Origin of the sequence: Paenibacillus sp. BR1-192 (genome assembly GCF_029542445.1) — a bacterium.
Classification (GTDB): Bacteria; Bacillota; Bacilli; order Paenibacillales; family Paenibacillaceae; genus Paenibacillus_AQ; species Paenibacillus_AQ lautus_A.
In genome coordinates this window covers 6,833,319-6,856,590 of sequence record NZ_CP120718.1, presented here as the reverse complement: position 1 = coordinate 6,856,590, position 23,272 = coordinate 6,833,319, and the positions used below count along the sequence as shown (strand labels likewise).

Here is a 23,272-nt window from a genome sequence, read left to right as displayed (position 1 = left end):
CCGTTATACGCCTGAATATGCCATGAAGCCGCCGTCCACGGGAATTACCGTTCCCGTGACGAAGCCGGAGGTCTGATCGTCCACGAGCCAGAGCAGGGTGCCCAGCAGATCCTCCGGCACGCCGAAACGCCTCATGGGGGTATGGGAGATGATTTTATGAGAGCGCTCGGTTAATGTACCGTCGCTATGAGTCAGCAAATTGCGGTTTTGCTCGGTCAGGAAGAAGCCCGGCGCAATCGCGTTCACGCGAATGCCCGATTCCGCAAGATGAACGGACAGCCACTGCGTGAAGTTGTTGATGGCCGCTTTGGCTGCGCTGTAAGCCGGCACCTTGGTCATCGGGCTGGGCGCGCTCATGGACGAGACATTCAGCACGACGGCCCCGGGACGCCCCAGCATCCCTTCCGCGAAGACTTGCGTCGGTATCAGCGTGCCGATGAAGTTCAAATCGAACACGCTGCGGAAGCCCGGCACGCTTAACCCGAAGAAGGTTGTCACATCGGGCTGCCCCACATCCTCCGGACGGAAAATCTCGTTGGTTGTATTCGCGTCTTTCCGGTTGCCGCCGGCTCCGTTAATCAGGATATCGCAGGGTCCGAAAGACTCGCGCACAGCTTTTTCCGCTTGCCGGACGCTTTCCACATCCGTTACATCGCAGGGAACGGCAATCGCCGTACCGCCGGCAGCCGTAATTTCATCGGCCACCTGCTGCCCTTTCTCGGCCGTACGGTTCAAGACGGCTACCTTGGCACCTTGCCGCCCCAGCTCAAGAGCCATCGCCCGGCACAATACGCCGGAGCCGCCCGTAATGACAACCGTCTTCCCGTTTAATGACGGATGAATGGGAAGGGATGGCGTCGCTTGCGGTGCGGATTCAACAGAAGCTCCGCTTGATTCGGCTTCGGATGTACCTGCTGCATGGATATTTACCTCACTCATTGTACGGCCTCCTTCAGCTCGGCTGGACTTCCCGCGCGCTCCCGGCTGTAAGCGTCCCACAGCCCCCAGAGATACATAATGCCCAAGGCGCGGTCATACAGGCCGTAACCCGGACGGCACTGCTCGCCCCAGATATGCCGCCCGTGATCGGGCCTTACGTATCCGGTGAAACCGTTGTCATGATAGGCCTGCACAATGCCGGAAATATCGACGGTGCCGTCCTCGGTACGATGGGACGTTTCGATGAAATCGCCGTTCTCGTAGACGCGTACGTTCCGGATATGCGCAAACGGAATCCGGTCGTGAAACTCATGGATCATGGAGACGATGTCATTGTCCGGATTGGCGCCAAGCGAGCCGCTGCACAGGGTCAGGCTGTTCGCTGGGCTATCGTACAGCTGCAGGAATCTCCGGAGATTTTCCTGGCTGGTGATGACCCGCGGCAGGCCGAAGATCGGCCAAGGCGGATCATCTGGGTGAATGGCCATTCGGATGCCGTTCTTCTCGGCAGCCGGGATGACGGCGCTCAAGAAATATTCGAGGTTGCTCCACAAGTCCTCCTCGGTAACGCCGCGGTACGCTTCGAACAGGGAGGTCAGATGCGCCAAACGCTCCGGCTCCCAGCCCGGCATGGTAAGCGCGCTGTTCCGGTTGATCGTCTGAACCAGCTCCATCGGATCGATGCCGTGGATTTTGGCCTTCTCGAAGAAGAGGGCCGTCGAACCATCGGGGGTCTGTTTATGAAGATCGGTTCTAGCCCAATCGAACACCGGCATGAAATTGTAGCAGATGACTTTGACGCCGACCTGGCCCAATTTCTCAATCGTCCGGATGTAGTTGGCTATGTATTGATCCCGGGAGGGAAGGCCGAGTTTGATGTCCTCGTGCACATTCACGCTTTCCACGACGTCAATATGAAGCCCGTACGCTTTGGCCTGGTCCGCAATTTCCTCAATTCGCTCCATCGGCCATTCCTCGCCGACAGGAATATCGTGAAGTGCCCATACGATGCCCTCCACGCCGGGGATTTGTCTAATCTGATCCAGCGAGACCGTATCGTTGCCCTCGCCGAACCATCTGAATACCATGCGCATTTCTTCACCGTCCTTTACAAGTTTAAGGAGTTAACGCACTGCTGGGAATTTTGCAGTTACGAGTGTAACGCCAAGATGAAGCCGTGACGAATAAGGGTCTTTCGCGGGTAACGGCTTATTTGAAATAATCGGGATGCTTCTCTTTCAGCACGGTCAGATTGGAGATAATCAGGCTCAGATGCTGCTGCATTTCACGTTCGGCATGATCGGCGTCATGACGCGAAATCGCGTCCGCGATCTCCCGATGCTGCTCGTACAGGTTGGTCCAATTCGGATCGGCAGACAGCCATAACATTCGGCTCCGGTTCAGATGAGCGTTCATCTGCTGCAGCACGTTCCATGTGCCGACCTTGCGGCAGCCTTCAAACAGAATACGGTGGAAGGCCTCATCCAGCTCAAACATGTGCTTGCCGTCATGCTTCTCGATGCTCTCGCGCTGCTCGGACAGATTTCGCTCCAGCTCGGCGAATTTCTCCCCGGGGAAGCTTTCGCAGGCAAGCCGGACGACGGCCTTCTCCAACTGCTCGCGCATGAAGCGCGCTTCCTCGACCAGCTCCGAATCGATGAGCGAGACGCGCGTGCCGCGCTGGGGAAGCACGACCACAAGGTCTTCCTGGGCCAGGCGGACGAAGCTTTCCCGCACCGGCGTCCGGCTGACTTCGAAGGAAAGGGAAACCTCCTTCTCGGACAGAGCCGTTCCCGGGGGCAGCTCGAGACTGACAATCTGCTGCTTCAGCCGGGAGTACACGATATGTCCGGCCGATCCTGGCTGTAATCGCAAAGATTCTACCACTGCATCACCTCCTAATGTATTCCATACTACCATACTTGTATGGTAGTATGGAACTGAAAATCGAAATAAGAATCGGAGGGGAACCACATGAGCCGTTTGGACACGGAGAATCTGCTGCTGAACAGCAACAGCGCGAAGAAACTTTATTATGATTATGCGGAAGGGATGCCGATATTCGATTACCACAACCATCTGAACCCGAAGGATATTGCCATCAACCGGCAGTTCGATAACCTGACGGAGCTATGGCTGGAGGGGGACCATTACAAATGGAGGGCGATGCGCTGGCTTGGCGTCGACGAAGAGCTGATTACAGGCAGCGCCAGTCCTGAAGCGAAGTTCATGGCCTGGGCGGCATGCGTTCCGCGATTGGTCGGCAATCCGCTCTATCACTGGACCCATCTGGAGCTGACCCGCTATTTCGGGATTCAAGAGCGGTTAACCGCGGAGAATGCCAAGGAGATCTGGGACGCTTGCAATGAGCAGCTGAAGGCTCCGGCCTTGCGGGCAGGCGGAATTTTGGAAAAATTCAAGGTCAACGTGGCCTGCACGACGGATGATCCCATCGATTCGCTGGAGTTTCACCGGGCCATTCGGGATCAGGGGGAATTGTCCACCGTCGTGGCCCCTGCATTTCGGCCGGACCGGGCACTGGATATCGCGAACGCGGACTTTCCCTCCTATGCACGGACGCTGGGAACAACGGCCGGTATAACCGTGGACACCTATCAGGGATTGCTGGATGCCCTGCAGGAGCGGATCCAATATTTCCATGACCATGGCTGCCGCCTGTCGGATCACGGCTTTGGCGCTTTTCCTTATGAACAGGCAGACGTTAAAGAAGTTGCGGACATTTACGGCAAAGCCATCGACGGAGGCAGCTTAACCCCGCTCGAGGAACGGAAATACCGCACCCATACCCTGCTCAAGCTGGGGGAAATGTATCATGCCAAGGGCTGGACCATGCAGCTGCACATTGGGGCGATTCGGAACAATAATGCGCGCATGTTCGCGAAGATCGGCAAGGACAGCGGGTATGACTCGATTCTCGATTTCCATCTGGCGGAAAGCCTGAACGGATTCCTGAGCAGTCTCGACAGGAATGATCAGCTGCCGAAAACCATTGTGTACAGCCTGTATTCCTCGCATTACGAAATGATCGCTACCACGATCGGGAATTTCCAGTCGGCCGGTGTCGAGGGCAAGCTTCAGCTCGGTTCCGCTTGGTGGTTCCACGACCAGAAGGAAGGGATGCTGAAGCAGCTCACCGCGCTGTCTTCCATGGGGTTGATCAGCACCTTTGTGGGCATGCTGACCGATTCCAGGAGCTTTATGTCGTTCCCGCGGCATGAATATTTTCGGAGAGTGCTGTGCCGCCTGTTCGGAGATTGGATCAAGGAAGGGGAACTGCCCGCGGATTATGAATATATCGGTGCCATCATCCAGGATATTTGCTACCACAATGCCGAGCGTTATTTTCAAATTCATTGACAATTGCGTGCAGAGCATGAACAATAGATTTACTATATGAAAGCGTTTGCTGATGAACCGATAGAAGATCTGTTACAGGCAGATGTGCGCGAAAAGGCGAGGGGGACATACCGTGCAAGGGAACCGGGCGATATTGGTGGATGACGAGGTGTTTACGCGCAAAGGGCTTCTGAAGCTGATTGATTGGGAAGCCTGCGGCTTTCACATTGTGGATGAGGCGGATAACGGGGAAGACGCGCTGGAACTGATTGAACGGCTTCGGCCGGATGTGGTCATCACCGATATCCGCATGCCGGTGCTGGATGGACTCGAGCTGATCCGACGCGTCGTCACGGACGATATCGTGAAGCCGTATTTCATTATTGTAAGCGGATACGATGACTTCAACTATGCCCAGCAGGCTGTCCGTTACGGGGTGCATGATTTCATTCTGAAACCGATTGACGAGACGGAATTCAGTCAGGCGCTGGTCCGGCTCAGCGAAAGGCTGGAGTCGGACCGCGAGGCACGCTCGCGGGAAGAGAAGCTGTTGTCGGGCGCCTTGATGGAATCGCTCATTATAGGGGAGGCGGATGAGAGTCTGCTGCAGGAATGGGAGCGGAGTCTTGAACTCCGGCCGGAAGACCGTCTGTTCTATGTTTTTGTCGAACGGAACGACCATCCGCCGGCTTCGGCTAACGACAATGACGGAGGCGACTTCAAGGACAGGGTGGAATCGGCGCTTCTTGCGATCTCGAATGGAGAACAGCCCTTCTATCTGCATGAGCACCGCAACCGGATCGGCATCATCGTTCCGGGAAGCATCCTGCAATCGTTCCAGGGGTGTCAGCGGGGATTTGCCAGGCGCCTTCAGCAATCGCTCGCCGATTCGAAGCATGAAAGAATCTTCGTCTATTTTGGCCGGCCGGTTTCACGTCTGTCCCTCGTCCAGGATGCCTACGAAACGGCCAAGCAATCCCTCCTATACAAGTACATCTACGATGAGAGCGGCATCGTGATCCATGAAGAAGCCGCGGTGCATGATCTGCAATACATCGGACTGGAGGAGCGTCTTTACCAGCAGCTGCTGGAGCAGATCGAGGAGCTGCATTTCGAGAAGCTGGAGGAGACGATTCGTTCGCTGTTCGAATCCTTCCAGGAGAAGCTGTATGCTCCCGAAGCGGTAAAGACGGCGATCAACCAATGCGTGCTGGGCGTGGTCCGTGTGCTCAGCAGCATGGACGGGGATCAAAGCCGGCTGTCCAGTCTCGAGCCGATGACCGAGTGGCATGACCGCAACTTGTCGCTTCAGGGGCTGAAGCGGCTGTTCACGGATTTTGCGATTGAGAGCGCGAACTATATCGGACAGCTGCGCAAGGAACAGCACAAAGGCGGAATCCAGAAGATCCGGGCTTATATCGAGGCCCATTATCATGAGAATATCAGTCTGAAGGGCATCGCCGGGAAGTTTTACATGAACCCGGTTTATCTGGGTCAGCTGTTCAAAAAAGCGTACGGCATGTATTTTAATGATTTTTTGCTCCAGCTGCGCGTGAACGAAGCCAAGCGTTTGCTGCGCCAGACGGATCTGCGCATCTATGAGGTGGCGGAGCGGGTCGGCTTCGGCAATCCGGACTATTTCGTGACGCAATTTGAGAAGATTGAGCGGATGACGCCAAGCGAGTACCGGAACCGCTTGATGAAGGAGGCAGCGTCCGAAGGGACGAATGCATGAAGCCGAGCCTGAATAATGTCCGTCTGCGGGACAAGATGCTGCTGCTTTATTTCCTGGCCGTCTTTTTGCCGATCCTGATTACCAACCTCATCTTCTACAATGTGACGTCCGGCAGCGTAAGGGAGCAGCGGATCCAGGATATTACCGTAGCGCTTGAACAGATGAAGAACGAGTTCCGTCGTGAAGTCGAGGACGCCTTGGAGATCTCCTCAGTCTTCTATACGGACGTTCAATTGAACGAGATCGTGGAAACGGTGTACGATCATCCAGCCGATTATATCGAGGCGTATGATACTTATCTCCGCCGCATATTGAATTCGGGCAGCGCCGTATACAATTCGGTCAGCGAAATTGCGGTGTATGTCGACAATCCGACCCTGCTGTATTCCGGCGGCATCAATTATATCGATGGCCAGGTGAAGGAAGAGGCTTGGTACAAGGCGATTGCGGGCAAGAACGTAACCCAGCCGATCGTGATGCGTACGGGCAAGAACGGCCAATTGGACAGCTTCAGCATCATCCGGAGCATGAATTATTTCAGCTCCCAGGATGACCACACCAAGTATCTCAAGATCGATATGCGGATGCCTTCGATCCGGCAGATTATGAGCAATCTGAATGTGCAGGGCAAAGTGTACCTGCTGAGCGGCGCTGGAAATATCGAATACACCACGGATCCGAAGGTCGATGTCACGCAGGGCGCTGTACCGTACAGCAGCATCGCGCATGGCGACAGGTTTCTGGAGTTTCATACCGATACGTTCACGACCAACAATCTGAACACCTGGACGATCATGGCGGTGACGCCGGAGGATGTGGTGCTGCGCGACGTGCATCAGTCCTTGCGGTTCGTCATTGTGCTGACCTGCCTGAATTTTCTGCTTCCGAGCCTGGTGATTGTTTGGATCAGCCGTTCCCTTAACGTACGACTTGTACGGATTCTCAAACATATGAAGAAGGTGAAGAACCAGAATTACGACACCATCCAAGAGGCTGAGGCACGTGACGAGATCGGTCAGCTGACGGGTGAATTCAACCGGATGACCTTGCAGCTCAAGAGTCTGATCAATGACGTGTACGTAGCGGATATCCAGAAGAAGAATTTGGAGCTGCAGCGGCGGCACGCGCAATTGAATGCGCTGCAGAGCCAGATTAATCCGCACTTCCTCTTTAATGCCCTGGAGACGATCCGCATGCGCAGCCTGATGAAGGATGAGGATGAGACGGCAAGGATCATTCATAATATGGCGAAGATCTTCCGCAATTCGCTCGTTTGGAAAAAAGACATGGTGACGCTCAAGGAGGAAGTGGAGTTCATCCATTGTTTCCTTGAAATCCAGAAATACCGATTTGGCGACAAAATCGATTATTCGGTTCATGCTCCAGCCGAAGAGGGTCACCTGCAAATACCGAAAATGGCCATCGTCACGTTTGTGGAGAATGCCAGCATTCACGGCATCGAGCCGCTCAAGCACGGGGGGCGCATTGAAGTTCGGGTTGTGCGCGAGGGCCAATCCCTGATCTGTACCATTCAGGATAACGGGGCAGGCATGCCCGCGGAGAAGGTGGAACGCATCTACCGTTATCTCGAGACCGAGGACGAGATGGGAGAGCGGATCGGCATTCAGAATGTGATTTACAGGTTAAAGCTGTACTACAGCAGCCGGTTCCGGTTTGAAATTGACAGCTCGCCTGGACAGGGCACACGGGTCAAACTGTCCATTCCCATTGAAATATAAGGACGGCAAATCCTGCTGTGGCATTCCGAATCGGAGTGACCCTAGCAGGATTTGTTCGTTAGTCGTCGGAAGTGCAGGGGAGAATCCTGGCTGCGGAGCTGCCAATTATCACGGCTAAGGATACGGTTCTATAGTTTTCAAAGTATCACCTAAAGATTGACGGGTGAAAATCGTCCCAGAGCTCTCTTATAATGAAAGTGCTTACAAACTAACGAGACCGAAAGGGGTAGGTCAAGAGCATGAACAAGAAATTTTGGCTGAGCTGTCTGACCGTGGTTATGATGGTATCGCTTCTGGCAGCATGCGGCGGCAGTAAAGAGGCAGCGGATAATACACCGGCAGCCGGCGGCGAAGGCGAGAAGAAAGAAGAGAAGGTCACCTTCACCTATTTCAACGCGGCAGCCGGTAAAGACAAAAATACGAACGAAACCACCATCGGTAAAATTTTCGAAGACCAAACCGGCGTGAATTTTAAAATGGAGCATTTGGTAGGAGACGAGAACACCAAGGTGGGAACCTTCATTGCCAGTAACGACTATCCCGATGTGATTGTGCCGGGGAGCTCAATCGATAAGCTGGTCGGGGCGGGCGCCTTCATTCCGCTCAATGACCTGATCGATAAGTACGGCCCTAACATCAAGCGGGTGTACGAGCCTTATTACAACCTGATGAAAGCCGAGGACGGCAACATCTACTTCCTGCCGCTGAGTGCGGTTGTTGGAGATTACACGTCGGCTCCGAATATCGAGCAAGGAGCATTCTGGATTCAACGCCGCGTCCTGAAGGAAGCGGGTTATCCGAAAATCAAGACCTTCGACGAGTACCTGGCCCTGATTCGCGACTACGTGAAGAAACATCCGGAGGAAGGCTTGACCGGATATCTGGCACTGACGACGCAGGATAAATTTTTTGCCCTGACCAATGCCCCGATGCACTTGGCCGGCTATCCGAACGACGGCGGCATCATCATCGACATGGAGACTCACGTAGCGAATGATTACGCGGACGACGACATTACGAAGCGGTACCTGCAGGAGCTGAACAAGCTGAATGCGGAAGGCCTGTTCGATAAATCCTCTTTCGTGGACAACTATGATCAATACCTTGCCAAACTGACTTCCGGTAAGGTGCTTGGCTTCTTCGATTATCGATGGCAGGTAGGCCAAGCGATGAACAATCTGCGCGAAACAGCCAGTAAATCGGGTAACGACGATCTCGAATATATGGCGCTGCCGATCGTATACGATGAGAATACCAAGGATCAGTATCTGGATCCGCCATCCTTTGTGAACAACCGCGGCGTCGGGATCTCCGTCAGCGCGAAGGATCCGGAGCGCATTGTGAAGTATTTCAACAACCTGCTGACGGACGAGAACCAGATTCTGTCGAACTGGGGCATCAAGGACGAGACGTATTCCGTCGATGAGAACGGCCGCTTCTACCGTACGGAAGAGCAGATTGCACAGACCAATACGGAAGCCTTCCGCGAATCGTTCGGTTTCAAGTACTTTGAATACAACTGGCCTCGTTACGGCAACGGATCTACGCTTCCTGACGGTAATTCCGTGGGTGCGGGACGCCAGCCTGAGGTTGCCAAAATGTCCTACTCCGAACCGGACAAGAAATTGCTTGAAGCATACGACATCGATTCCTTCTCGCAATTGTTTGCGGCACCGGACGACCGTCCTTGGTACCCGGCTTGGAGCATTCCGATCGATCAGGGCTCGCCGGCCCAAATCTTCACGCAGAAGAAAAGCGATTTGCAGCGTAAATACTTCCCGAAACTGGTTCTTGCCAGCCCTGCAGAGTTTGACGGCATCTGGAACGAATACGTGGGCGAGTTCGGCAAGCTGGACGTGAAGGGATACGAGGATCTGATCACCGAGGAAGTAGCCAAGAAAATCGCAAATGCCCAAGGACAATAATAGATGAAGGAGAGGCGAACAAGGGCGGACCGCCGAAATGGCCCAGATCCGTCCCTCCTCTTCCAGGGCTGGATAGGAAGGAGAAGAAACCGTGGATAAGGCGAACCCGATTGGACCTGCAGAGACCACGGCGCTACGTGAAACGCCGGCGGTATCGAAAGGTTTCTTCAATAAACAACGAAAAAACGATACTGGTTTGAATCATGAACGGCCATCAGGCGAAAAAAGCTTCTTCCGGAAGCTGCTGCAGCAGAAGGCGCTGGTCTTCATGTCGATTCCTTTTTTGATATGGTTGTTTGTCTTTAAGTACATGCCGCTGTGGGGCTGGACCATCGCGTTTCAGGATTTTAAACCGGCGAAGAAGATATTCGATCAGGAATGGGTAGGCCTGCAGCATTTTACCTTCCTGTTTCAGGACGAACACTTCCTCCGGGTCATGCGCAACACGCTCGCCATGAGTTTCATCAACCTCGTCTTAGGGTTCGTGACGGCGATTGTGTTAGCGATTCTGCTTAATGAACTGCGTAATTTGATGTTCAAACGGGTCGTGCAGACGATCAGTTATTTGCCCCATTTCATCTCTTGGGTTGTGGCTGCGAGCATTATTTCGACGGCCTTGTCCGCAGACGGCGGGATTATCAATGAACTCCTCATGTGGTTCGGGATTATTAAGGAACCGATCCTATGGCTTGGGGAAGGGGAATATTTCTGGGGAATACTCGGTGTTTCGGAAGTATGGAAGAATGTCGGCTGGAACACCATTATATATTTGGCGGCCATGACGATGATCGATCCCTCGCAGTACGAGGCGGCGGAAATCGATGGCGCCGGGCGCTTTCAACGGATCTGGAACATCACCTTGCCGGGTCTGAAGCCGGTATTCATCATCCTGCTGATCATGAATATCGGCAACCTGCTCGAATCCGGTTTTGAACCGCAATACTTGCTTGGCAACGGCATGAACGTGGATTATTCCGAGAACCTGGATATTTTCGTGCTGAAATACGGTATTCAGATGGGCAACTTCTCGCTCTCGATTGCAGCCGGCATGTTCAAGACGGTCGTCAGCTTCATACTCTTGTTCACGGCTAACCATATCGCGAAGAGACTGGGCGAAGACCGATTGTTCTAAGCGAAAGTTTGCGAGAACCGTTCTCTATCAGAAAACGTACAGGAGGATTCATATGGCGAAGATTTCAGATGCACCGCGAGCCCATGCCCGGTTCAAGTCTCCCGCGGACCGGTTATTCGATACCTTTAACATAGTGTTCATGATCTGTCTCATGATTGTCACGCTGTACCCGTTCATCAATACGCTCGCGGTTTCCTTCAACAATGCGACGGATTCGGTGAAAGGCGGCATTTATTTATGGCCGCGGGATTTCACGTGGGAGAATTATAAATATGTATTTAACGAAGCCACGATATTCCACGCTACCTTCATCTCGGTTCTGCGTACGCTGATCGGAACGATCACTTCCGTCTTCTGCTGTGCCATGGTGGCCTACACGATCAGCCGTCCGGAATACGTGCTGCGCAAATTCGTGTCGATCGCCTTCATTTTGACCATGTATTTCAGCGGCGGTTTGATTCCGAATTTCCTGCTGATTCGCGAATTGGGCATGCTGGGCACCTTCTCGGTGTACATCATTCCGGGCCTGATCGGCGTATTCAACGTCATCGTCATCCGCTCCTTCATCGAGGGATTGCCTGAGGGGATCCTGGAATCGGCCCGGATCGACGGCGCCGGCGAATTCACGACCTTCCTGAAAATCGTGCTTCCGCTGTGCGTGCCCGTGCTGGCCACGGTATCGCTGTTTACGGCAGTATCCCAGTGGAACTCCTGGTTCGACGTGTTCTTGTACAACTCCTCGTACGGCGAGCTTAGCACCCTGCAATACGAGCTGATGAAGATACTCCAGAATTCGAACTCCTCGCTGAATTCGGGCAACGATTATGCAAGCCAGTTTGCAAGCTCGGAAAGCGGCGCGAATCAGGTTACCCCGACCTCCATTCGGGCGACGATGACCATTGTGGCCAGCGTGCCGATCATTCTGGTGTACCCGTTCCTGCAAAAATACTTCGTGCAAGGGATGACCCTTGGCGGGGTGAAAGGTTAAGCTGCGGGAACCGCTAAAGATGCGCCGTGCCCACTGCTCCATGGTGCACACGGTGCGTGGTCCGCGGCATGTCTGGATGTCCGTCGACCAACGGATGCCGCCGCATCACGATCATCAACGATCAATTTTGCTATTATCTTTAATTCTAAGGAGGGATTGGATATGTCCAATACGCAGCGAAGTGAACCCAGGCTTAAGGAAATGTTCGCGGATGACTTTCTCATCGGAGCGGCCGTGAACCCGAGGACGATCGAAACGCAGGAGGAATTGCTAGCGTACCATTTCAACAGCATTACGGCGGAAAATGAAATGAAGTTTGTCAGCGTGCACCCGGCGGAGGATACGTACACGTTCGAGGACGCGGACCGGCTTGCCGCTTTCGCCCGCAAGCATGGCATGAAGATGCGCGGCCATACGCTGGTATGGCATAACCAAACGACCGACTGGCTGTTCGAGGACAAGAACGGGGGCCTGGTGGATAAAGACACGCTGTATGAACGGCTAAAGTCGCATACCGACACGGTCGTGAAGCGGTACAAGGACGATATTTACGCCTGGGACGTCGTGAATGAGGTAATCGCCGATGAAGGCGCCGAACTTCTTCGTCCGTCCAGATGGCTGGACATTGCGGGCCCCGACTTTATCTCCAAGGCATTCGAGTATGCGCATGAAGCCGATCCGTCGGCCCTCTTGTTCTATAACGATTACAATGAGTCCCACCCGAATAAACGGGACAAAATCTACACGCTGGTCAAGTCTTTGCTGGATCAAGGAACTCCTGTTCACGGCGTTGGCTTGCAGGCCCACTGGAATCTGTACGATCCGGATCTTGACGATATCCGGGCGGCGATCGAGAAGTACGCGTCGCTCGGCCTGCAGCTTCAACTCACGGAGCTCGATGTGTCGATGTTCCGGTTCGACGACAAGCGGAAGGATCTGACCGAGGCGCCGGAGGAGCTGCTGGAGGCTCAAGCGAAGCGGTATGAGGCGATGTTCGGCATATTGAAGGAATACCGGGATTATATTACGTCCGTGACCTTCTGGGGCGCTGCCGACGATTACACCTGGCTGGACAATTTCCCGGTACGGGGGCGGAAGAATTGGCCTTTCCTGTTCGATGAGCGGCATCAGCCGAAACCGGCGTTTCATCGCTTGGTGGAGCGTATGGTCAAAGTGTAAGGATTTTAGGGGGTTGAACCCATCATTTTAGATAACGACAGCAATAATATAGGCGGCTGAAGCGCCATCAGCTTGTCATCTAGCCGGTCCTTGTGACCGGCGTCTGCATGTTAGTCCTTAAGGAAGCAGGATTCGAAAACAGTGAGATGCTGGGGAGAAACGTTAACCTTGGCCCAAGAAGGGGGAAATTACGTTGAACAGCGCTTTATATCAAGCGTGGCTGCAGTATGCGCCCATTAAGGACGAGGAGCTTGCTTCCGCGTACAGCCGACTGTTAGGCACCGTGGTTGCGGATTTGCAGCAGTCGCGGGTGGCAAACGCTGCGATCCAGGAACTGAGGAATGCATGTCGATCCATGCTCGGCATCGTACCGTCCATCACATCCGAGGCCAAGGCTTCATCCTATTTCGAGGTGCGTATTCATGCGGCAGACGCCGAAGAGGGCACGGAACAGATTGGGGAAGATTCGATGGGCGCGGGGAAAGCCCGGCTGGGCGCAGAGGGTTTTCGGCTGGAGCATACAGGCCATGGGCAGCAGGAGAAGCTGATCCTGACCGGCGGATCCGGGAAAGGCGTGTTATACGGGGTGTTCCATTTATTGAGATTGCTGGCATCCCACCAGCCGTTGACCGGTCTGAACATAACCGAGCAGCCTGTGAACGGAGTGCGGATGATAAATCAATGGGATAATGCCGACGGCTCGGTTGAACGGGGGTACTCGGGCAACTCGATTTTTTACGAAAACGGACGGTTCACCGAAAATCTGGATCGCGTAAGAGACTACGCCCGTCTGTTAGCTTCCGTGGGCCTGAATGCCATCTCCATTAATAACGTCAATGTGCATGAAATCGAGACGAAGTTCATTACCGCGGAATATTTGCCGACGATTGCAAAGATCGCGGATATCTTCCGGGAATATGGCATCACACTGTACCTGAGCATAAACTTCGCCGCTCCGCTGCATATCGGCGGCGTACCCACGTCGGACCCGCTAGATCAAGAGGTTCGGCAGTGGTGGAAGGATACGGCGAGTGAGATCTACGATCATATACCGGACTTCGGCGGCTTTGTGGTCAAGGCGGATTCGGAGCACCGTCCGGGCCCGTTCGCCTATGGCAGAGACCACGCCGATGGCGCCAATATGCTGGCCGAAGCGCTGGAACCGCATGGCGGGCTTGTCATCTGGCGCTGCTTCGTCTACAACTGCATGCAGGATTGGCGGGACCGCAGCACGGACCGCGCGCGGGCGGCCTATGATCATTTTACCCCGCTGGACGGACGGTTTAAGGACAATGTGCTGCTGCAGATCAAGAACGGTCCGATGGACTTCCAAGTACGGGAGCCGGTATCCCCGCTGTTCGGCAGCATGAAAGAGACCAATCAGGTGCTGGAGTTTCAGATCGCCCAGGAATATACCGGACAGCAGCGCCACGTATGCTATTTGGTGCCGCAGTGGAAAGAGGTGCTGGATTTCGATACCTACGCGAACGGAACGGGGTCCGAGGTTAAGAAGATCGTGGACGGTTCGCTGCACGGCATGAGATACAGCGGGATCGCCGCCGTTTCCAACATCGGGAATGATGAGAATTGGACGGGACACACCTTGGCGCAGGCGAATCTGTATGGATTCGGCCGGCTGGTTTGGAATCCGGATATGTCCGCCGAAGGGATCGCGGAGGAATGGACGAGGCTGACCTTTGGCAATGATGAGACGGTGGTTGCCGTGGTGTGCGGCATGCTGATGCAATCGTGGCCGATTTATGAAAGCTACACGTCGCCGCTCGGGGTGGGCTGGATGATTACGCCGCATACGCATTACGGACCGGATGTGGACGGTTATGAATATTCAAGGTGGGGCACCTACCATTTCGCGGATCGGGATGGTGTTGGGGTGGACCGCACGGTGGCGACGGGCACGGGGTACACCGCACAGTATTTCGAGCCGAATGCGGCCCGATATGATTCGCTGGAGGATTGTCCTGACGAACTGCTGCTGTTCTTCCATCATGTGCCGTACTCGCATGCGCTGAAATCCGGTAAAACAGTGATTCAGCATATCTATGACACGCACTTCGAAGGTGCGGAAGCTGCGGCCGGGCTCCTGAAAGCCTGGACATCGCTCGAAGGCAAGGTCGATCTGGAGCGTTTAACCCAAGTCACCGAACGGTTAGCTGACCAGGCCGAGCATGCCAAGCACTGGCGGGATGTGATCAATACGTATTTTTACCGCAAATCCGGGGTGCCGGATGCGCAGGGGCGGACGATTTATTAAGGGAGCTCAGGTTTTTCCGTATGCGAAAATATAGGGGGTGCCCCATCAGGCTGCTGGCCTGATGAGGCACCCTTTTTCATGGCCGAAAATTATCGCGGGTACAAGCATATACTATAGATGACATGCCTCCACGGCAAAATGATCCGCAATCTCATTACCATAAGCTGGGCTTTATAGGGTGGGGGGCTATATGATATACTAAGGTTAGAATAAGAAGAAGTAACGTGATCAAGGGGGGAATGGGTATGACAACCGAGAACCATGCACATGATGCATGCGCAGTAACCGGTGAACGGAAGAGCCACCATTCGGACAAAACGAAAAGCAATCTCATCAGCCGGTTGAACCGGATTGAAGGGCAGATTCGCGGCGTGAAGGGCTTAATTGAGAAGGATACGTACTGTGACGATGTGTTAAACCAGATCTCCTCGATCCAGTCGGCCTTGAACGGCGTCAGCAAATTGCTGCTGGAGCATCATATGAAGAGCTGCGTGGTGGAGCGCCTCCAGGAAGGCGACGATGAGGTCATTACCGAGCTGTTAACCACCATGAACAAGCTGATGAAGTAACGAAAGTTCCCTGCTGGGGCTATCCGATTACGAAGAATATCCATGGAGCTGCCACCTTTGGAAGGTGGCAGCAATTGTTTGTTTAAGTTGATAAATACCGCACGGTTATGCGGTTTAATCATAACGCGGCCATGTTTTTCAAAAAAAATGAGAAAACCCATTGACTTATTATAGGGTAGGGGGGTATACTAACATCAAGAAATGAGAACAACGAGTTTGATAACTCATTCGGGCTTGGCTGTAACAGAGCCCTAATAAATCCAATACCTAAAGGAGAGATTGATTATGGAACAGGTAACAATAAAAGTAGAAGGCATGTCCTGCATGCATTGCGTGAATTCCATCGAAGGAGCTTTAAAGAATGAGAACATCGAGGGACATGTGGATTTGAAGGCAGGCACGGTCTCCGTGAAATATGACGCAGGCAAAGTCAATTTGGATCAAATCAAAGAAATTATCGAGGAACAAGGATATAACGTAGTTTAACCAAACGGCACGAGGATGAAGAGGGGTGAGGAGAAGATGGGAGCAGAAGCAACAATGGAACAGAAGAAAACGTCGCTGCAGTTAACGGGTATGACATGTGCCGCCTGTGCGAATCGGATTGAGAAGGGTCTTAGCAAAATGGAGGGCGTCCAGGAAGCGAATGTGAATTTTGCGCTGGAAAAAGCGTCGGTTACATTTGATCCGAGTGTGGTTACCGTCCAGCAGATGGAAGAGAAAATCGAAAAGCTGGGTTACGGAACAGCAAAGGAAACGGTGGACCTTCAGCTGATTGGCATGTACTGCGCGGCCTGTGCTACGAAAATCGAAAAAGTGGTTAGCCGGATGCCAGGTGTTAATCAGGCCAATGTCAATTTTGCACTGGAGACGGCCCGGGTGGAATTCAATCCCGCCGAGGTCAGCCTTAGCGATATTCAACAGCGCGTGGAGAAGCTCGGGTATCAGGCGGTTTCCAAACAGGAGACGCTTGATCAGGAAGGTCACCGCAAGGAGGCCATCACCAAGCAAAAGCGGAAGCTGCTCCTGTCAGCGATTCTGTCGCAGCCGCTGCTCTGGGCCATGGTAAGCCATTTCTCCTTCACCTCCTGGATCTGGATGCCCGATCTGTTCATGAACCCTTGGTTCCAGCTGATCCTGGCAACGCCGGTACAGTTTTTTATCGGGAAACAATTCTATGTGGGAGCTTATAAGGCTCTCCGCAACAAAAGCGCCAATATGGACGTTCTGGTCGCACTCGGTACCTCGGCAGCCTATTTCTACAGCCTGTATTTAACGATCGATTGGGCCGCTGCCGGAGCAAATGCACACCATGGGCCTGAAATGTACTATGAAACGAGTGCGGTGCTGATCACGCTGGTCATTATGGGGAAACTGTTCGAATCCCTGGCCAAAGGCCGCACCTCGGAGGCCATTAAAACCCTGATGGGTCTTCAAGCCAAAACGGCGCTGGTCGTTCGTGACGGTCAGGAGATGACCATCCCGGTGGAACAGGTCCTGGTGGGTGATTTAGTACTGGTAAAGCCGGGTGAGAAAATTCCGGTGGACGGTAAAGTCGTGGAGGGCACGTCGGCGGTAGACGAGTCGATGCTGACCGGTGAGAGCATTCCGGTTGAGAAAAAAGCGGGCGATGCCGTCATCGGCGCCACGATTAACAAGAACGGACGCTTGACGCTTGAAGCGACGAAGGTGGGCAAAGAGACAGCTCTAGCCCAAATTATCAAGGTGGTTGAGGAAGCGCAGGGCTCCAAGGCCCCGATTCAGCGGGTGGCCGATGTCATCTCCGGCATTTTCGTTCCGATCGTGGTCGGGATTGCGATTGTTGCTTTCCTCGTATGGTACTTCTGGGTGACGCCCGGTAATTTCGCGCAATCGTTAGAAATTGCCATTGCGATCCTGGTTATTGCATGTCCGTGTGCGCTGGGTCTGGCTACGCCGACCTCGATCATGGCGGGTTCGGGCCGTGCCGCAGAGCTGGGCGTTCTGTTCAAGGGCGGGGAGCATCTGGAGTCCACGCACAAAATCGACGCGATTATTCTGGACAAAACAGGAACGGTCACGAAAGGCAAGCCTGAACTGACCGATGTGGAAGTCGATAACATCGATCAGGAGCTGTTCCTGCGTTTGGTCGGAGCTGCCGAGAAGAGCTCCGAGCATCCGCTTGCCGAAGCGATCGTGGCCGGGATTGAGGCGAAAGGGACGAAGCTTCCGACTGCCGAGCATTTTGAGGCGATTCCGGGCTACGGCATCCAGGCCAGCGTGGAAGGACACGAAGTTCTGGTCGGTACTCGCAAGCTGATGGCACTGCATAACGTGCCGATCGATGCGGTCCTGGCCAGAATGTCGGAGCTGGAAACCGAGGGTAAGACCGCTATGCTTACCGCGGTAGACGGCCGATATGCCGGTCTTGTGGCCGTAGCGGATACCATCAAGGAGACGTCTAAGGCTGCTGTAGCACGGCTGAAGCAAATGGGTATCGAAGTGATCATGATTACCGGCGACAACGAACGCACGGCTCAGGCCATCGCCAAGCAGGTTGGCATTGACCATGTGCTTGCCGAGGTACTGCCGGAGGGCAAAGCGGATGAAGTGAAGAAACTCCAGCAGCAGGGCAAGAAGGTTGCCATGGTCGGCGACGGCATTAACGATGCCCCGGCCCTTGCGGTTGCCGATATCGGCATGGCCATCGGCACAGGTACGGATGTGGCCATGGAAGCCGCCGACGTTACGCTGATGAAGGGCGACCTGAACAGCATTCCGGACGCCATCTACATGAGCCGCAAGACGATGAGCAACATCCGTCAGAACCTGTTCTGGGCCTTGGGTTATAACTCGCTCGGCATTCCGATTGCCGCCATCGGGCTTCTGGCGCCTTGGGTGGCCGGGGCTGCCATGGCACTTAGCTCCGTATCGGTCGTGCTGAATGCCCTTCGTCTGCAGCGGATGAAGGTATAACGGGAGGCAGGCAGGCCTTTTATATAGAGTATGTTGGTAACCAAGCAAGAAAACGATATTAGGGTGACTTGATGGGAGTGTAGATATTTGGCCATGCAAAAATTTGCTGTGACCCCCGGCTTTGAAGTGGGCGGAACGCTGTTCCGCCCGGATCAGCTGGCCGTATTGGGGTCCATCGTAGGCGATGATGCCCGCATCGAGATGACAACCTTCAAGCAGCTGTACGTGGAGATGGATGAAGAGCGGGTGGAGGAAGCCAAGGCGAAGCTGGAAGCCGCCGGACTGGAGGTACATCCCGCCGGCTTCGTCTCCAAGAGCCTGATTACCTGCAACTTTTGCCGGGGGGCGGAGGATTCGGGACTGGATGTTGCCAAGATGCTGGATGAAGCTATCGCCGACCATCCCGTACCCAATCCGCTAAAGATCGGGTACGCAGGCTGCGCGCTCGGCACCAGCGAGCCGCTGCTGAAGGATATTGCCGTTATTAAGATGCGAAATACCTACGATATCTATGTAGGCGGGGAGCCGAGAGGCTTGAAGGCTTCGCTGGCGAAGCAACTGCATGTGGATTTAACGCCGGAGCAGCTGGCCCCGATCATTCTGAAGCTGATCGCCATCTACCAGGAGCACGGCAAGAAAAAAGAGAAGTTCTCGCGTTTCGTTGAGCGCATGACACTGGATCATCTCCGCCAATCCACGCTGGATGCGCGGATGGATACGGCAGGATGAACGAAGGACAATGAAAGGCATCACCTCAGGGTGGTGCTTTTTTTGTCGGTGGAGGCTGGATACTGGAGCTCTTCCCATCCGTCGGAGTCCAGTTGGGCGCCACCAAGACCTCTTCTTTATTCTTCAAGGTAACATGTGTAGTTTAGAGGGTTACGCCGAAGCAACGATGGATATACTTTCAAGAGCACCTGCGGGTGCTCTTTTTCTATTTGGCAGATTTGTAGTGCAGCAGCATCTTTGCCCAGCTTGGCCAATTCGAATCATTTTTAATATAGACGGGTTTCCATCGGGCGTAAATGTGGGAATAACCACCAAATCGGGCATTTTATCGTGGTTGACGAGCAATGTGAAAGGGTATACAATTTTAATTGTTAAAAGCTTTTAACTATTTAAATTCGTAATATATAAGTGTGGGACTTCGTTAAGCATCGAGGTGATGAAACTGGATAAGCGGGAGCATTTATCTAACATGGTAGCCCGTCAGATGATGACGCTTGTGGCGAACTATGCCAAGATTCTGGACAATGATTTGACCGGCCCCCAGTATTACGTGCTTCAGACCTTGGCGTATGAGGGGCAGCAGACCAGCTCGTATTTTGCCAATGCCCTGAATGTTACGCTGTCGGCTGTCACCAACTTGAGCAACAAGCTGGTGAGCAAGGGTTATATTGAACGGGTAGCGTCGAGCGAGGACAGGCGTCAAGTCTATCTTAGGATCACGGAGCAGGGACGCGAGGTGGAAGCCCGGATGATTGCGAAGTACCGTGAATTGAATGAAGGCTTATGGTCGGATTTCTCGGATCAGGAGATGGATGTCTTGATCGCTTCGTACGAGAAGATGATCGAGCATTTGCAGCTTAAGATCGGGCAGTCCCATATGGACAGCCAATCCAACGACTAACATTAGGAGGTATTTATATGGGAAGATTAGACAATAAAGTAGCGATTATTACGGGTGCGGCTGGAGGCATGGGTAAAGCTGACGCTCTTTTGTTTGCGCAAGAGGGGGCCAAGGTTGCGATTACGGACCTTCAGGAGGACAAAATCAAAGACGTCGTCGCTGAGATTGAAGCGCTCGGCGGCGAAGCACTGGGAATCAAGCATAACGTTGCTTCCGAAGAAGATTGGGTCCGCGTCGTGGACGAGACGGTTCAAAAATTCGGCAAAATCGATATTCTGGTCAATAATGCCGGTGTCTCCAATGCAACGCCGTTCATGGATTTGACGGTCGAAGGCTGGGAGAAGACGATGTCGATCAACGTCACGAGCATATTCCTCGGCCAAAAATATGTCATTCCGCACATGATCGAAGCCGGCGGCGGCTCCATCGTCAACATCTCCTCCATTGCCGGCCTGACGGGCGGAAGCGGCGCCGGTCCTTACACGGCAAGCAAAGGCGCGGTACGCATGCTGACCAAAGCCACGGCCGTTGACTTTGCGAAGCATAACATCCGCTGCAACTCGGTTCACCCGGGCTACATCGAAACGCCAATGACCGTGGATCTCTTCAAGGACGAAAAAATGATGCAGTGGTTCCAATCCCAGACGCCGTTGCCACGACTCGGCAAAGCGGAAGATATCGCGCGCGGCGTGTTGTTCCTGGCATCCGACGAGTCCTCTTATATTACGGGCGTCGAGCTGCCGATCGACGGCGGGTATTTCGCGAAGTAAGCCGGACATTCATTCAGCTTGTTCATAAGCTGTCGATGTTTTGAATCATAAGGACACAAGCTCAGTCAGACGCTATATTTATTTTCATCAAGGGGAGTGTTGTTTCATGTCCGATAACCAACAGATTGCTGTCATTACCGGCGCGGCCAGCGGGATCGGCAGAGCCGCCAGCCTGAAATTGGCAGAGAGCGGTGCCGCGGTTGTGCTCGTGGATTTCAACAAGGAAGCCGGCGAAGAGACGCTGCGATTGATTAAGGAGCAGGGCGGAGAGGGAATCTTCGTGCAGGCGGATGTGACAAAAACCGAGGATGTACAGAACTATGTGAACAAGGCGGTTGAAGCTTACGGCCGAATCGATTTCTTCTTCAATAATGCAGGTATCGTGCAGAAGTTCTCCATGCTGGACGATATCGACGAGAACGAATTTGACCGTCAAATGTCCGTGAATGTGAAGGGCGCTTTCCTTGGCATGAAGTATGTTTTGAAGGTCATGAAGGAACAGGGCAGCGGACATATCGTGAACACGGCTTCCACGGCGGGCATCCGCAGCGAACACAGTGCCGCCGCATATTCGGCAAGCAAGCATGCGGTTGTGGGCTTGACCAAGGCGGCTGCCTTGGAATACGTGAAGCAGGGCATTCGCGTGAACGCCATCTGCCCGGGCGGCGTTCAGACGCCGCTGACCGCAGCGGTGGCCAAGTCCTTCATGGAAGGCGGCTACGTGCCTGAGGAAGTGGGCAACATGCGGATGGGCCGTCCGGCTGAAGCGGACGAAATCGCAAACGTGGTTGCCTTCCTGGCTTCCCCGGGCTCCAGCTACATGACGGGCTCGCTGGTTACGATTGATGGCGGGCTGACGCTGTAATATCCGGATTGAAAAAAAAGACCAGTCAGGCACCGGAGTTTCGGGCTTGACTGGTCTTTTTTGGCATGACGTTTATTTAATGCCGACGACTTCCGCCAGCAGCTCATAAGAACGGAGGCGCGCTTGATGATCATAGATCGCGGCCGCGACAATGATTTCGTCCGCGTCCGTCGACTGCTGGAACTGCTCCAGCTGCGCGCGGACGGTTGCAGGACTGCCGATGGCGGAAAAACTGAGCTGGCGCTTCACGATGGCCTGCTCCTGCAGGTTCCACAGATCATCCATGCTGTCCACCGGCGGACTCAGCTGGCCGGTGCGGCCCCGGATGATGTTCAGGAACTGCTGGTAGGGCGAGGTAGCCAGGCGCTGCGCTTCCTCATCCGTGTCGGCGCAGATCACGTTCACGCCGATCATGGCATACGGCTTGCTTAGCTCGGATGAAGGGCGGAAGCTGGTCCGGTACAGATCGAGCGCAGCCATTAGATAGTCCGGAGCAAAGTGGCTCGCAAAAGAGAACGGAAGCCCCAGCTGACCCGCAAGCTGCGCACTGAAACCGCTGGAGCCGAGCAGCCAGATCGGAACATGCAGGCCTTCCCCCGGAATCGCCCGGATGCGCATGGACGAGCCGGAGGTAGGCTGGAAGTAATTCCGCAGCTCGCCGAGGCGGTCCGGGAAGTCCTGGCCGTCGCTGCCCGGGCCGCGGCGGAGCGCCCGGGAGGTTAGCTGATCCGAACCCGGCGCACGGCCAAGACCTAGATCGATCCGGCCGGGATACAAGGATTCGAGGGTGCCGAACTGCTCGGCAATGACAAGCGGAGCATGGTTCGGCAGCATAATGCCGCCGGATCCGACGCGGATCTTGCTGGTGCCTCCGGCCACATGGCCTATGACCACCGAAGTGGCCGAGCTGGCGATCCCCGGCATGTTGTGATGTTCGGCAAGCCAGTAGCGGTTATAGCCCCACTTCTCGGCATGCTGAGCCAGATCAAGCGTATTCCGCAGCGACTGTGCAGCTGTGCTGCCCGCTGTAATCGGAGCCAGATCGAGGATGGAAATCGGAATATCGCGAAGCGTTTTGGACGCTGTATGGTCAAGATTTGCTTCTGTCATACGGTATGACCTCCTTATTCGTGCACGGCACGGTAAGTATTCTATATAGAGACGGGCACCCGGTCGAACGGACGCCGGACATGAAATCCATCTATCGAAAAATGGTA

The 23,272-nt window shown here is 54.1% G+C and carries 19 protein-coding genes; 15 read left to right on the top strand and 4 right to left on the bottom strand.

What is annotated here, in order from left to right:
• Nucleotides 1–3: 3 nt before the first annotated feature.
• The 3 genes from P0X86_RS31470 to P0X86_RS31460 all read right to left on the bottom strand — a co-directional run bounded on the left by P0X86_RS31470 (nt 4) and on the right by P0X86_RS31460 (nt 2,826).
• On the bottom strand, nt 4–939 hold the full coding sequence (locus P0X86_RS31470) for an SDR family oxidoreductase (RefSeq protein WP_277747303.1): 936 nt from the start codon (nt 937–939) through the stop codon (nt 4–6).
• Nucleotides 936–2,033 carry a mannonate dehydratase gene (gene uxuA / locus P0X86_RS31465; RefSeq protein WP_015737917.1) on the bottom strand — a complete coding sequence of 366 codons (1,098 nt, stop codon included), beginning with the start codon at nt 2,031–2,033 and terminating at the stop codon, nt 936–938. The genes P0X86_RS31470 and uxuA overlap by 4 nt, the downstream gene beginning before the upstream one ends.
• Nucleotides 2,034–2,148: 115 nt before the next feature.
• Nucleotides 2,149–2,826, bottom strand: a complete 678-nt coding sequence (locus P0X86_RS31460) for a GntR family transcriptional regulator (RefSeq protein WP_277747302.1) — start codon at nt 2,824–2,826, stop codon at nt 2,149–2,151.
• A gap of 87 nt (nt 2,827–2,913) precedes the next feature.
• Here P0X86_RS31460 and uxaC point away from each other — a divergent pair, with 87 nt between their 5' ends.
• The 15 genes from uxaC to P0X86_RS31385 all read left to right on the top strand — a co-directional run bounded on the left by uxaC (nt 2,914) and on the right by P0X86_RS31385 (nt 22,055).
• Nucleotides 2,914–4,317, top strand: a complete 1,404-nt coding sequence (gene uxaC, locus P0X86_RS31455; RefSeq protein WP_277747301.1) for a glucuronate isomerase — start codon at nt 2,914–2,916, stop codon at nt 4,315–4,317.
• A 112-nt stretch (nt 4,318–4,429) separates the two neighbouring features.
• The gene (locus P0X86_RS31450; protein WP_277747300.1) at nt 4,430–6,031 is read left to right on the top strand and encodes a response regulator transcription factor; all 1,602 of its coding nucleotides are present in this window, start codon (nt 4,430–4,432) and stop codon (nt 6,029–6,031) included.
• The gene (locus tag P0X86_RS31445; RefSeq protein ID WP_277747299.1) at nt 6,028–7,770 is read left to right on the top strand and encodes a sensor histidine kinase; all 1,743 of its coding nucleotides are present in this window, start codon (nt 6,028–6,030) and stop codon (nt 7,768–7,770) included. The genes P0X86_RS31450 and P0X86_RS31445 overlap by 4 nt, the downstream gene beginning before the upstream one ends.
• 239 nt (nt 7,771–8,009) lie before the next feature.
• The gene (locus P0X86_RS31440; protein ID WP_277747298.1) at nt 8,010–9,695 is read left to right on the top strand and encodes an ABC transporter substrate-binding protein; all 1,686 of its coding nucleotides are present in this window, start codon (nt 8,010–8,012) and stop codon (nt 9,693–9,695) included.
• A gap of 91 nt (nt 9,696–9,786) precedes the next feature.
• Complete coding sequence (locus P0X86_RS31435; protein ID WP_015737912.1) at nt 9,787–10,827, top strand: ABC transporter permease; 1,041 nt, start codon at nt 9,787–9,789, stop codon at nt 10,825–10,827.
• Nucleotides 10,828–10,879: 52 nt separating this feature from the next.
• Nucleotides 10,880–11,815: a carbohydrate ABC transporter permease gene (locus P0X86_RS31430; RefSeq protein ID WP_036659372.1), complete on the top strand. Its 936-nt coding sequence runs from the start codon at nt 10,880–10,882 to the stop codon at nt 11,813–11,815.
• A gap of 162 nt (nt 11,816–11,977) precedes the next feature.
• The gene (locus P0X86_RS31425; protein ID WP_277747297.1) at nt 11,978–12,994 is read left to right on the top strand and encodes an endo-1,4-beta-xylanase; all 1,017 of its coding nucleotides are present in this window, start codon (nt 11,978–11,980) and stop codon (nt 12,992–12,994) included.
• Between the two features lie 193 nt (nt 12,995–13,187).
• Nucleotides 13,188–15,266 (top strand): alpha-glucuronidase family glycosyl hydrolase, encoded by a 2,079-nt coding sequence (locus P0X86_RS31420; RefSeq protein ID WP_277747296.1) that lies wholly within the window; start codon nt 13,188–13,190, stop codon nt 15,264–15,266.
• 245 nt (nt 15,267–15,511) lie between these two features.
• Complete coding sequence (locus tag P0X86_RS31415) at nt 15,512–15,835, top strand: metal-sensitive transcriptional regulator (protein WP_096775736.1); 324 nt, start codon at nt 15,512–15,514, stop codon at nt 15,833–15,835.
• Between the two features lie 285 nt (nt 15,836–16,120).
• Nucleotides 16,121–16,321, top strand: a complete 201-nt coding sequence (locus tag P0X86_RS31410; protein WP_009592700.1) for a cation transporter — start codon at nt 16,121–16,123, stop codon at nt 16,319–16,321.
• Between the two features lie 36 nt (nt 16,322–16,357).
• Nucleotides 16,358–18,790, top strand: a complete 2,433-nt coding sequence (locus P0X86_RS31405; protein WP_277747295.1) for a heavy metal translocating P-type ATPase — start codon at nt 16,358–16,360, stop codon at nt 18,788–18,790.
• Nucleotides 18,791–18,877: 87 nt separating this feature from the next.
• Nucleotides 18,878–19,519, top strand: coding sequence for a nitrite reductase (locus P0X86_RS31400; RefSeq protein ID WP_277747294.1), 642 nt, complete (start codon nt 18,878–18,880; stop codon nt 19,517–19,519).
• Nucleotides 19,520–19,988: 469 nt separating this feature from the next.
• On the top strand, nt 19,989–20,420 hold the full coding sequence (locus tag P0X86_RS31395; RefSeq protein WP_009592716.1) for a MarR family winged helix-turn-helix transcriptional regulator: 432 nt from the start codon (nt 19,989–19,991) through the stop codon (nt 20,418–20,420).
• A 17-nt stretch (nt 20,421–20,437) separates the two neighbouring features.
• On the top strand, nt 20,438–21,190 hold the full coding sequence (locus P0X86_RS31390; RefSeq protein ID WP_036659355.1) for an SDR family NAD(P)-dependent oxidoreductase: 753 nt from the start codon (nt 20,438–20,440) through the stop codon (nt 21,188–21,190).
• A gap of 106 nt (nt 21,191–21,296) precedes the next feature.
• Entirely contained in the window at nt 21,297–22,055 is a 759-nt protein-coding gene (locus P0X86_RS31385) for an SDR family NAD(P)-dependent oxidoreductase (RefSeq protein WP_192570302.1), read from the top strand.
• 72 nt (nt 22,056–22,127) lie between these two features.
• Here the strand turns inward: P0X86_RS31385 and P0X86_RS31380 are convergent, their stop codons facing one another.
• The gene (locus tag P0X86_RS31380; protein ID WP_036659353.1) at nt 22,128–23,165 is read right to left on the bottom strand and encodes an LLM class flavin-dependent oxidoreductase; all 1,038 of its coding nucleotides are present in this window, start codon (nt 23,163–23,165) and stop codon (nt 22,128–22,130) included.
• Nucleotides 23,166–23,272: the final 107 nt, after the last annotated feature.

Coding starts and splice junctions, on each gene's coding strand:
- P0X86_RS31440 (WP_277747298.1), top strand. CDS start 8,010: ATGAACAAGAAATTTTGGCTGAGCTGTCTGACCGTGGTTATGATGGTA.
- P0X86_RS31385 (WP_192570302.1), top strand. CDS start 21,297: ATGTCCGATAACCAACAGATTGCTGTCATTACCGGCGCGGCCAGCGGG.
- P0X86_RS31430 (WP_036659372.1), top strand. CDS start 10,880: ATGGCGAAGATTTCAGATGCACCGCGAGCCCATGCCCGGTTCAAGTCT.
- P0X86_RS31445 (WP_277747299.1), top strand. CDS start 6,028: ATGAAGCCGAGCCTGAATAATGTCCGTCTGCGGGACAAGATGCTGCTG.
- P0X86_RS31390 (WP_036659355.1), top strand. CDS start 20,438: ATGGGAAGATTAGACAATAAAGTAGCGATTATTACGGGTGCGGCTGGA.
- P0X86_RS31405 (WP_277747295.1), top strand. CDS start 16,358: ATGGGAGCAGAAGCAACAATGGAACAGAAGAAAACGTCGCTGCAGTTA.
- P0X86_RS31415 (WP_096775736.1), top strand. CDS start 15,512: ATGACAACCGAGAACCATGCACATGATGCATGCGCAGTAACCGGTGAA.
- P0X86_RS31395 (WP_009592716.1), top strand. CDS start 19,989: ATGGTAGCCCGTCAGATGATGACGCTTGTGGCGAACTATGCCAAGATT.
- P0X86_RS31380 (WP_036659353.1), bottom strand. CDS start 23,165: ATGACAGAAGCAAATCTTGACCATACAGCGTCCAAAACGCTTCGCGAT.
- uxaC (WP_277747301.1), top strand. CDS start 2,914: ATGAGCCGTTTGGACACGGAGAATCTGCTGCTGAACAGCAACAGCGCG.
- uxuA (WP_015737917.1), bottom strand. CDS start 2,033: ATGCGCATGGTATTCAGATGGTTCGGCGAGGGCAACGATACGGTCTCG.
- P0X86_RS31470 (WP_277747303.1), bottom strand. CDS start 939: ATGAGTGAGGTAAATATCCATGCAGCAGGTACATCCGAAGCCGAATCA.
- P0X86_RS31425 (WP_277747297.1), top strand. CDS start 11,978: ATGTCCAATACGCAGCGAAGTGAACCCAGGCTTAAGGAAATGTTCGCG.
- P0X86_RS31410 (WP_009592700.1), top strand. CDS start 16,121: ATGGAACAGGTAACAATAAAAGTAGAAGGCATGTCCTGCATGCATTGC.